General features: G+C 30.3%; 8 protein-coding genes and 1 pseudogene. 5 read left to right on the forward strand and 4 right to left on the reverse strand.

Annotated features, from left to right (window positions below; translation table 11 throughout):
- Window positions 1–113 precede the first annotated feature (113 nt).
- The 4 genes from ACH2BO_RS07900 to secDF all read left to right on the forward strand — a co-directional run bounded on the left by ACH2BO_RS07900 (window position 114) and on the right by secDF (window position 5166).
- Complete coding sequence (locus tag ACH2BO_RS07900) at window positions 114–575, forward strand: hypothetical protein (RefSeq protein ID WP_395044203.1); 462 nt, start codon at window positions 114–116, stop codon at window positions 573–575.
- 5 nt (window positions 576–580) lie between these two features.
- Window positions 581–913, forward strand: coding sequence for a hypothetical protein (locus tag ACH2BO_RS07905; RefSeq protein ID WP_395044204.1), 333 nt, complete (start codon window positions 581–583; stop codon window positions 911–913).
- A gap of 11 nt (window positions 914–924) precedes the next feature.
- Window positions 925–1962 (forward strand): patatin-like phospholipase family protein, encoded by a 1038-nt coding sequence (locus ACH2BO_RS07910; protein WP_395044205.1) that lies wholly within the window; start codon window positions 925–927, stop codon window positions 1960–1962.
- Between the two features lie 222 nt (window positions 1963–2184).
- Window positions 2185–5166 carry a protein translocase subunit SecDF gene (gene secDF / locus ACH2BO_RS07915; RefSeq protein WP_395044206.1) on the forward strand — a complete coding sequence of 994 codons (2982 nt, stop codon included), beginning with the start codon at window positions 2185–2187 and terminating at the stop codon, window positions 5164–5166.
- 397 nt (window positions 5167–5563) lie between these two features.
- Here secDF and lgt read toward each other — a convergent pair whose 3' ends face one another.
- The 4 genes from lgt to folE all read right to left on the reverse strand — a co-directional run bounded on the left by lgt (window position 5564) and on the right by folE (window position 9266).
- Window positions 5564–6511 (reverse strand): prolipoprotein diacylglyceryl transferase, encoded by a 948-nt coding sequence (gene lgt / locus ACH2BO_RS07920; protein ID WP_395044207.1) that lies wholly within the window; start codon window positions 6509–6511, stop codon window positions 5564–5566.
- A gap of 73 nt (window positions 6512–6584) precedes the next feature.
- Window positions 6585–6830 carry a membrane protein insertion efficiency factor YidD gene (yidD, locus tag ACH2BO_RS07925; RefSeq protein WP_395044208.1) on the reverse strand — a complete coding sequence of 82 codons (246 nt, stop codon included), beginning with the start codon at window positions 6828–6830 and terminating at the stop codon, window positions 6585–6587.
- Window positions 6831–6856: 26 nt separating this feature from the next.
- On the reverse strand, window positions 6857–8338 hold the full coding sequence (cysS, locus tag ACH2BO_RS07930; RefSeq protein WP_395044209.1) for a cysteine--tRNA ligase: 1482 nt from the start codon (window positions 8336–8338) through the stop codon (window positions 6857–6859).
- Between the two features lie 256 nt (window positions 8339–8594).
- A complete protein-coding gene (gene folE, locus ACH2BO_RS07935) occupies window positions 8595–9266 on the reverse strand; it encodes a GTP cyclohydrolase I FolE (RefSeq protein WP_395044210.1) in 672 nt (223 codons plus the stop codon).
- Between the two features lie 156 nt (window positions 9267–9422).
- Between folE and ACH2BO_RS07940 the strand changes: the two are divergent.
- Window positions 9423–10967 (forward strand): annotated as a pseudogene (locus ACH2BO_RS07940) (hypothetical protein); the annotation flags it as partial.

The following is a 10967-nucleotide window of genomic DNA, read 5'->3' on the forward strand; positions in this document are numbered from 1 at the left end:
AAAAACAGAGCTAACAAGTTAAAGCGATTCTTCGTTCGTAAGAATGACTAGAAGACTGTAAATGATTCGTGAAAATTGTTGTAATTTGTGGTAAAATAATAAATTATTAAGTTATGAAAAATATAAAAATTAAAATTCTACTACTTTTTTTACTTTCGTTAGTTTCTTGTACTTCAACTAAAACAGCACTTTTTGACCAATATTCGTATCAAAAAGCGACTGAGCTAAAAGTAGAAACATCCAACCTTATTGACAAAGCTACTACATCTTACAGTGCTAACAAATTGCAAATAGACAAGTTATTACTTGATGTAGAAAAGCTAGTAGAATACGAAAAAAACAAACCCAATAACGAAATTTCGTTTGCAATGTGGACCATTCTAAACGATAAAGAAAAAAACCTTTTAGCAGGATTTTTCAAACGTTGGGAAGAGAAAGATAAACTATCAGCAACATTTTCGCAAGAAGCTAAAAAACAAGTGCTTGAAGCTTTTGATTTGTTAATTCAATATGAAGTTAAAAAAGATAAAGAATCGGCAAACTTACTTTTAAATCTTATAAACAGTCAAAAATAAAAGTCATGGATATAGAAAAATTAATAGCCGAAATTAAGGCACAACTACAAGTGCTTTTTCAAGAAAATTATAAAGATTTTGTTCCAGAATTGGAGAAAGATATTACCGCTTTTTTAAAATTATCTAAAATTAAATTTGAACGTTGGACATTGCTTTTAGTAGACAAATCGTTAACTCAAGAAGAATTTGAGTGGTTGGTAAAAAGTCAAAAAAACTTATTGGTTTTAGAAGCATTACAAACTGCTGGATTGTCTAAAATTAAAATAAATAATTTAAAAAACTCTATCATTAAAGTTATTGTTAATACTACTGCCAAAGCTGTTTTGGCTGGTTTGTAATTATAAAAAGTATGGCAAAAAAAATTAGAATATTAAGTTTAGATGGTGGAGGAATTAGAGGAATAATATCTTGTGTAATCTTAAAATATATAGAAGAACAACTTCAAAAATTAGACAATCCAAATGCAAAATTGGGCGATTATTTCGATTTAATTGCAGGAAGTAGTACAGGCGGAATTTTGGCAGCAATATTATTGTTTCCAGACAATACTAAAACCGCAAAATTTTCAGTTCAAGAAGCATTAGATTTATATGCAAAGCGTGGTGAAGATATATTTGATGTTCCTTTTTGGGAAAAAATAATAAATCCGTTTGGACTTTTTAACGAAAAAATATCAGACGAAATGCTTGAACAACAACTGTTTGAGGTTTTTGGAAACCTTGAACTTAAAGATTTTATAAAACCTTCACTCATAACTTCTTATGATGTTTCGCAACGCAGAGCAAAATTTTTTACAAGTCACGATGCCAGCGATTTACTAGAAAATTTTTATGTAAAAGACGTTTGTAGAGCAACATCGGCAGCGCCAACTTATTTTGAGCCAGCACAAATTAAATCGCTTTACGGACAAGAATTCACCTTGATTGATGGTGGCGTTTATGCCAATAATCCAACTTTGTGTGCCTATGCAGAAGCACGAAAAATAGAATTTTCAAAAATATTAAATGATATTGAAAAACCAGACAAACCGTCTATAAAAGATATGATTATAATTTCTGTGGGAACAGGAACGGTTTTAAAAGAATACCAATTTGAAGAACTTGAAAATGCAGGAAAACTAAAATGGATAACACCACTAATAGATATTTTACTTTCATCAAATGTTGAAACGGTAGATTATCATTTGCGAAAAATGTATGAAACATTAAGTCATAGAAATTGTAAAAATTATCATCGATTGATGCCATCGTTACAAAATGCTTCTCCAGAAATGGACGACACATCTTCAGAAAATATATTTGAACTTTTGCAAGCAGGATTTTCGTTTGTTAATGAAAATAAGGAACAATTGGCAGATATTGCAAAGAAATTGATTAGAAATAAGTAAATGATTTAATCTATTTGATTTTATAGTAATTTAACTTCGTTTTTTTTTGATATTAATCCCTAAATAATTTGTTAATCATTAGCATAATTATATATTTGCACGTTTCAAAAAACGTGTAGCGTGGTATTTTTTATGATTTTTATTGAAAATCAATAAATTACCTTGTCATTACGGCGTTTTTTTAAATTCCAACAAACAAAAATTAATTAATTTTTAGTAATAATGCAGAATAAAGGACTTATTAAATTTTTCGCAATTCTATTTGCACTGGTAAGTATTTACCAACTTTCTTTCACCTTTGTTTCAAACAAGGTACAAAATGATGCTAAAACTTTTGCTGGTGGAAACCAAGATAAAGAAGTAAAGTATTTAGATTCAATTAGTAAAGAAAAAGTTTTTAGTTTAGGAGTTACCGATTATACCTTTGAAGATGTAAGAAGTAAACAAATTAATAAAGGTCTTGACCTTGAAGGAGGAATAAATGTTATTCTTCAAATATCAGTAAAAGATGTTTTGATTGGATTATCTAACGATTCAAAAAATCCTATATTTAACAAAGCATTAGAAGATGCAAAATTAAATCAAAGAGGAAATCAAAGTTATCTTGATGCTTTTTTTGATGCATTTGATGCTATAAAAGGTTCAACAAAATTGGCTTCGCCAGATATTTTTGCAAATAGAAATTTTGACGATAAAGAAATTGATTACAAATCGACAGATGATCAAGTTAAAAAAGTATTGATTAAAAAAGTTGAAGAATCTGTTGAAAGTGCTTTTGGAGTTCTTAGAAGTCGTATCGATAAATTTGGTGTAACACAACCTAATATTGCTAAACTTGGTCAAACAGGTCGTATTTTAGTTGAGCTTCCAGGTGCAAAAGATGTTGATCGTATAAAAAAATTATTGTCAAGCAAAGCCGAATTAGAGTTTTGGGAAACTTATAAAATTGAAGAAATTGGTCAGTTTTTAATGTCGGCAAATGATGCATTAAAAATTACAGAAAAAAATATAGCAACTGCGGAAGTAAAAACTATTAAAAAAGACACTTTAGATAAATTACTAACAGATGCTGATAAAAAAGATTCAACAGCTGCAAAAAAAGGTGATAATCCTTTATTAGATAAATTTGTATCTCAAGGTGGCGGACCAATATTGGGTGTAGTTTCAGCCAAAGATAAAGATGCTGTTGATGCTTATTTAAAAAGAGCAGACATTCTTGCTTTATTACCTTCAGACAAACGTTATGTTAAATTTGTTTGGGGAAAACCAGTTGAAGTAACTGACGAAAAAACTAAAAAAGTTACAGAAACTTATGATTTATATGCTCTTAAAAGCAATAGAGATGGAAAAGCACCTTTAAGTGGTGGCGTTATTACTGATGCAAGAGATACATTTGACCAAATGGGTAAACCAGCCGTTTCAATGAAAATGGATGGTCAAGGAGCAAAAGAATGGGAAAAACTAACCGATAATGCGTTTAAAACCAAAGGTTATATTGCAATTGCACTTGATGATGTAGTATATTCTGCTCCAGGTGTTTCTACAGGTCCAATTACTGGTGGAAGTTCAGAAATCTCAGGAAATTTTGATGTTACAGAAACTAAAGATTTAGCTAATGTATTAAGAGCTGGTAAATTGCCTGCAGCTGCAGAAATTGTGCAATCAGAAGTTGTAGGTCCATCTTTAGGACAAAAAGCTATTGATGCTGGTACAACTTCGTCTATTGTAGGTTTCTTGTTAGTATGTTTATGGATGGTTTTCTATTATGGAAAAGCTGGTTGGTATGCCAACGTTGCTTTGTTAGTAAATTTACTTTTCTTATTCGGAATTTTAGCAAGCTTAGGTGCAGTTTTAACATTGCCAGGAATTGCTGGTATTGTTTTAACATTAGGTACAGCAGTTGATGCAAACATCATTATATATGAACGAGCAAAAGAAGAACTTAGAGAAGGAAAAACTCTTGGTGAAGCTGTAAAAACTGCTTATGGTTGGAAAGGAGCAATGCGTTCTATTATTGATGCCAACGTAACCCACGTTTTAACAGGTGCTATTTTATTTATATTTGGTACAGGACCAATTCAAGGTTTTGCAACTACATTATTGATAGGTATTTTTACATCATTATTTACTTCAATATTTATTGCTAGAATGTTTATCGATAGAGATATTGCTAAAAATAATGCATTAACATTTTCAACCTCTATTACTAAAAATTGGTTTACAGGTTTTCATATTGACTTTATCGGAATGAAAAAATGGTCTTACATGATTTCTTCTTTAGTAGTAATTGTAAGTTGTATTTCGTTTTACTTTAATGGTTTAGACGAAGGTGTTGACTTTGTTGGAGGAAGAACTTTTCAAATAAAATTTGAGAAACCAGTTGAACCTACAAAAGTTTCAGAAGAACTTTCTGCAATTTTTGGAACTACTGTTGAAGCTAAAGTATTTGGAGATTCAGACCAATTAAAAATTACAACCAAATATAAAATTAAGGAAGAAAGTACTGATGTTGATACAGAAGTAAACAAAAAACTTCATGAAGGTTTGACCAAATATTACAACAATATTGCTTATGAAAAATTTGTAAATTTATATGAAGGAAAAACATATGGAATTTTGCAATCATCAAAAGTTGGTGCAGCAATTTCTAATGATATAAAAACAAACTCTTTTTGGGCTGTACTTGGTGCAATGTTAGTAGTTGGATTATATCTTGTAATCTCTTTCCGTAAATGGCAATATTCACTTGGAGCACTTGCTGCAGTTGTGCATGATGTTATTTTCGTATTAGGTACTTATTCATTATTGTATAAATATATGCCGTTTCACATGGAAATGGATCAGCACTTTATTGCTGCAATTTTAACAGTAATTGGATATTCTATGAATGATACCGTTATTGTATTTGATAGAATTAGAGAATTCCTTGGCGGAAACAGAAAAGGAAACTTTAAAGAAATTGTAAACGCATCTATTAATACTACATTGTCAAGAACATTGAATACTTCACTAACTATGATATTAGTATTATTGATTATGTTTATTTTTGGTGGAGAATCTATTAGAGGATTTATATTTGCAATGTTAATAGGTATTGTTATTGGTACTTATTCATCATTATTTATTGCAACTCCAGTATTAGTTGATACAATGAAAGATTCAGATATCTTAGAAATTGAAAAACGACATGCAGATGCTAATTAAATAAGCATAAAAAATATTTTAGAAAAGCCATACAGAAATGTGTGGTTTTTTTTTTGTGGTTAATGTAATTATAAATGTTGTGATTAGTTGGATTAGATTATTTTATTATAATAAATGTTATTAAAAATAGTGAGATTAATTGGTTTAGAATGTTTTATAACAATAAATGTTATAACAGATTTTGTTTTATTGTTGATTTGAATTGCTAATTCAATCGCATTTTTTCTATACCTTTTATTGTTATAATAATTTCAAGTCGACAAATTGTTATATTAAAAGTTCAAAGTATATAAAGTTGATTTTTATAACAATGTTTAAAATAAAAGATATATTTAAATAAAAAAAAAAGAGGCACTAATTGCCTCTTATTATTTTTAGTTAATCCTAATTTTACTTATTAAAATAATTTATTAGGGTTATAATTTCTTTTTAAAAAATCAGGAGGTAATGGTTCTTGGGCAATAAAAACGAATACTAAACCAACAAAAATAAACGGTATACTAAGCCATTGTCCTGTTGAGAATAATCCCAAACTACTTTCTATTCCACCTTGACTTTCTTTAACAAATTCTACAACGAATCTAACGGTCCAAAGTAATAAAAGGAAAAAGCCAAAAATTAGACCATGCTTTAATTTAAATTTAGTTTTCCAATACAAAAACATTAGAAAGATAAATACAAATACATAGCTAATTGCTTCATACAATTGTGCTGGATGTTTTAAAGGAACTTGTTGCAAATATTCAGCATATTTTGGATTGTTTATCAAAGCTTCATATGCAGCATTTACATTATTAATTCCAGTTATACTAATTGCATCATTGGCAGTAAATTTATCTCTCAAAAAGCGAATTCCATATTCAGAGTCAGTTATTTTTCCAACAATTTCAGAGTTAAAAAAGTTTCCTAATCTCACGAATATTGCGCCACAAGCTACAGGAATTACAACTCTGTCTAATGTCCAAAGCAAAGGTTTTTGTATAACTTTTTTGCTGTAAAAATACATTGTAATAATTATAGAAATAGCTGCTCCATGACTAGCCAATCCTTGAAAACCAGTAAAATGAAATTCTGGTTCAAATTTAACTGGTAATAAAATTTCTAAAGGATTGTTTCTAAAATATTCCCAATCATAAAAAAATACGTGTCCTAATCTGGCACCAACAAGTGTAGCAATCACTGTCCACACAAATAAAACATCTAATTTGTCTAATGTTAGTTTTTCTTTAATAAATATTTGTTTCATTATATACCAACCTAAACCAAAGGCAACAACAAACATTAAACTATAAAATCGAATTGTAAAAGGTCCAATATCAATTCCTTCTGATGGATTCCAAATCATATTTTTTTATTTTTATTCTAAATAATTATTTCAAAAATAGTATTTTTAAACAATATATTGCGAGCATTGTCGATTATTTATGAGAACATTTTTTTTCTGGTACAGGATCATAACCATTTTTACCACAAGGATTACAACTCAAAATTCGTTTTACACCCAAATAAAAACCATAAAAAACGCCATGTACTTTTAATGCTTCAAGAAAATAATTAGAACATGATGGCTCGAATCTGCAATTTGAAGGAGTAAAAGGTGAAATTGCTTCTTGATAAAATCGAATTAAAACAATAAAAGGAAAAATTACAATTTTTTTAAGCATATCAAATAAAATTTATTTTTTTTATTTTAATTAATATTGAAAGAAGTTGCCTCTTTACCATCTTTTAGTTGAATACCAAGTGCTAAAAGTTTATCACGAATTTCATCAGACAAAGCCCAATTTTTATTTGCTCTAGCTTCATCTCTCATACCAATTAACATTGTAACAACACCATCAAGTTTGTCAGAATTATTGCTTGAAGTTTTTTCGTTTTTAATGCCTAGAACATCAAAAGTAAAAGTTTCTAAGGTGTTTTTTAATAGTTCAAAATCTACAATTGAAATAGTTTCTCTTTTATCATTCAACACATTTACAAATCGTATTCCTTCAAATAAATTAGCAATTAAAATTGGAGTATTAAAATCATCATTCATTGCATCATAACAGTTTTTTTTCCAACTTGAAATATCTAGAGTAGAAGTAGAGCTAGCTTCAATTTCAGAAAGTAATTCAATTCCTTCAATTAATCTATTAAAACCTTTTTCTGCAGCAATAATAGCATCGTCCGAAAAATCTAAAACACTTCTATAATGTGCTTGAAGCATAAAAAAACGCGCAACATTTGGAGAAAATCCTTTAGTTAAAAACGGACTATCACCAGTAAAAATTTCACCCGGAAGTATATTGTTTCCAGTAGATTTTGCCATTTTCTTTCCGTTCAAAGTTAGCATGTTGGTATGCATCCAATAATTAACAGGACTATGACCAGTACAAGCTTCATTCTGAGCTATTTCGCATTCATGATGTGGGAATTTCAAATCCATTCCGCCACCATGAATATCAAAAGTTTCTCCAAGATACTTTGTACTCATAGCAGTACATTCCAAGTGCCAACCCGGAAAACCAATTCCCCAAGGCGAAGGCCAACGCATTATATGTTCAGGTTCAGCTTTTTTCCAAAGTGCAAAATCTTGCGAATTTCTTTTATCACTTTGTCCATCAGTATCTCTTGTATTGGCAAGCATATCTTCAATATTTCTACCGCTAAGTTTTCCATAATGATTAGTTTCGTTAAACTTTACTACGTCAAAATACACGCTACCATTAGCTTCATAACCAAAACCGTTATCAATAATCTGCTTTACAATTTCAATCTGTTCAATAATATGACCAGTTGCAGTAGGTTCAATACTTGGCGGAAGAAAATTAAAATTATTCAAAATAGTATGAAAATCAACCGTATAGCGTTGCACAATTTCCATCGGCTCTAATTGTTCCAAACGTGCTTTTTTGGCAATTTTATCTTCACCATCATCAACATCATCCACAATATGACCAACATCTGTAATATTTCTAACATACCTCGTTTTATAACCAAGATGCAATAAATACCTAAAAATCACGTCAAAACTCATAAAAGTCCTCACATTTCCCAAGTGAACATTGCTATAAACCGTTGGTCCACAAACATACATTCCAACATTTCCTTCGTGAACAGGTTTAAAAACTTCTTTCTCACCAGAAAGCGAATTATAAATTTTAAGTGTTTGGTCTTTATACAATGACATAATTTATTTTTTTTTCCGATTTTCTAAATCTAAACTTATTTCATTAATAATTTTTCTTGAAGCTAATCCAGCTTTCCACTACAATCTTGCTTGTAAAAATCTTTTTTTCTATGCTTTAAAAAGAGCTTCTTGCAGTCGCTTTTTTAAACCAAGAAAAAATAGAATTTTCCTTCACAAGGATTTCCATTACATCTGGGCTAAAAATTTGTAGAAACTACAACTATAATCTTTATTGATGAACTTTCATCTTTAAACTCTAAAACGAAGTTTCCAATTTAATATATTCAAGGAATTCTCTTCTAACATTTTCTTCCTTAAACTTTCCTCCAAATTCAGAAGTAACTGTACTGCTTTCAATATCTCTAATTCCTCTAGAATTTACACACAAATGCTTTGCATCAATAATGCATGCAACATCTTTAGTATTTAAAACTCGTTGCAATTCTTCAACAATTTGCATTGTTAATCGTTCTTGAACTTGAGGTCTTTTTGCAAAATAATCAACAATTCTATTCATTTTAGACAATCCAACAACAGTTCCGTTAGAAATATATGCTATATGTGCTCTGCCAATAATAGGCAGTAAATGATGCTCACAAGTAGAATAAACAGTTATGTTTTTTTCTACAAGCATTTCATTATATTTATATTTATTTTCAAAAGTTGATGAACTAGGTTTTTTATTAGGATTTAATCCGCCAAAAATTTCCTTAACAAACATTTTTGCAACTCTGTTTGGTGTTCCTTTCAAACTATCGTCTGTTAAGTCTAGACCAAGAGTATTCAATATTTTTTCAACATCTTTTTTTATAAGTTCAATTTTTTGATCATCAGATATGTCAAATGCATCTTCTCTCAAAGGGTTTTGTGAGCTAGTAGCAATATGATTATTACCAATTTCATCGGATAATTCTTCCTTATTAATCATCTTAATATTTTAATTTTTATAACATTTATCTCTTGAGCAAAGATAATTATAAATACTTTACATATTTACCCTTGCAATTCAGTTTTAAAAATATTTTTTTTAAGATGTATTAAATTTAATTTTATGTATATTTCGCGGTCAAAAAATATTGCATCAATGAAAAAAATATACCTACTACTAACGTTATTCTTATTAAATTCTATATTTTCTTTAGTTTATTCTCAAAGTGCAACTTGTGCAGGAGCAAATCCCTTTTGCGCTGGTGGAGCAACATTTACTTTTCCAAACTCTTCAGGCGTTCCTAGTTTAGGAAGTCCAGGATGTCTTGGTTCAGCACCAAATCCTGCTTGGTTTTATTTGCAAGTTTCACAATCAGGAAATTTAGACTTTCTATTAACTCAAGGAAACAATGCTCCAGCATATAATAATTTAGACGTTGATTTTATAATTTGGGGTCCATTTAACGCTCCTTCTTGTACTGGACTTTATGATTTGCCGGATGGAAATACTTTAATTCCTAATAACATTGTTGATTGTAGTTATTCATCTGTAGCTATTGAACCTGTATCAATTCCTAACGCACTTGTTGGTCAGTTTTATATGGTTCTTATTACCAATTTTTCTAATCAAGCTGGACAAATTACAATGACTCAAACCAATAATCCATCCAATCCAGGTGTTGGTGCTGCAGATTGCAGTATTCTTTGTCCGTTATCGCTTGGTCCAGATGTTGAAGTTTGTCCAAATACTGCAACTACTTTAACTGCAACAATTTCAGGTGCTACTTCTTATGTTTGGACATCAACTGCATCAGGTTTTACAAATCCAGGTAGTGTTCAAAGTATTACAGTTTCTCAACCTGGAACTTATACTGTTGTTGTAAATAAACCAGGATGTGTTGCAAATTCTACAGATAGTGCAACGATTACCATTCCTACAGCTCCAGCAACTGCAGCGCCTAATAATTTAGTCCGTTGCAATACTGATCCTTGTTTTAATTTAACTTCAAACACTCCTGTAGTTCTTAATGGTTTAACAGGTTATACTATTTCATATCATCCTACTTTGGCAGCTGCTCAAGATGGAACAAGTGGTGTTTTGTTACCAACACCTTCTTGTTATCCTGGTACAAATGGTCAGGTTGTATTTGTTAGTATTGAAGATAATACTTCTTCATGTATTACAACAACATCTTTTACATTAACAATAAACAATTGTGCTTGTGATACAATTACGACAGATAACGGCAATCAGTCTTTGTGTAACATTGCAGGTGCAAATCCAACTCCTTTCACAGTTACAACAACAGCAACTGGAACCAATTCGATAGCTTATGTATATTTTAATGCTCCACAAACAGGATCTAACATGTATTCAGGCGGAATTCCATTAGGTACAGCTACTCCTGTTGCTGGTTCGGCTACTTATGATGCGCCAGTTCTTGGTGCAGGATCTTTGCCGAATTCTGTTGGAACTTATTATGTTTATGCCATTCTAAATCCTACTCCTGCATTAGCAACTTGTAGGGATTATCAAGAGATTATAGTTAATGTAATTTTGCCTTCTGTAACACCAAACCCAGCAGACGTAACCGTTTGCGGAAGTTATATTTTACCAAATCTTCCAGCAGGAAGCACGTATCATTCAGCAAGTGGAGGAACAGGTACAACCTTTGCCAATGGCGCAACTATTAATTCCACA

This window comes from Flavobacterium sp. (assembly GCF_043773265.1).
Taxonomy (GTDB): domain Bacteria; phylum Bacteroidota; class Bacteroidia; order Flavobacteriales; family Flavobacteriaceae; genus Flavobacterium.

Coding starts and splice junctions, on each gene's coding strand:
- ACH2BO_RS07900 (WP_395044203.1), top strand. CDS start 114: ATGAAAAATATAAAAATTAAAATTCTACTACTTTTTTTACTTTCGTTA.
- ACH2BO_RS07905 (WP_395044204.1), top strand. CDS start 581: ATGGATATAGAAAAATTAATAGCCGAAATTAAGGCACAACTACAAGTG.
- ACH2BO_RS07910 (WP_395044205.1), top strand. CDS start 925: ATGGCAAAAAAAATTAGAATATTAAGTTTAGATGGTGGAGGAATTAGA.
- secDF (WP_395044206.1), top strand. CDS start 2,185: ATGCAGAATAAAGGACTTATTAAATTTTTCGCAATTCTATTTGCACTG.
- lgt (WP_395044207.1), bottom strand. CDS start 6,511: ATGATTTGGAATCCATCAGAAGGAATTGATATTGGACCTTTTACAATT.
- yidD (WP_395044208.1), bottom strand. CDS start 6,830: ATGCTTAAAAAAATTGTAATTTTTCCTTTTATTGTTTTAATTCGATTT.
- cysS (WP_395044209.1), bottom strand. CDS start 8,338: ATGTCATTGTATAAAGACCAAACACTTAAAATTTATAATTCGCTTTCT.
- folE (WP_395044210.1), bottom strand. CDS start 9,266: ATGATTAATAAGGAAGAATTATCCGATGAAATTGGTAATAATCATATT.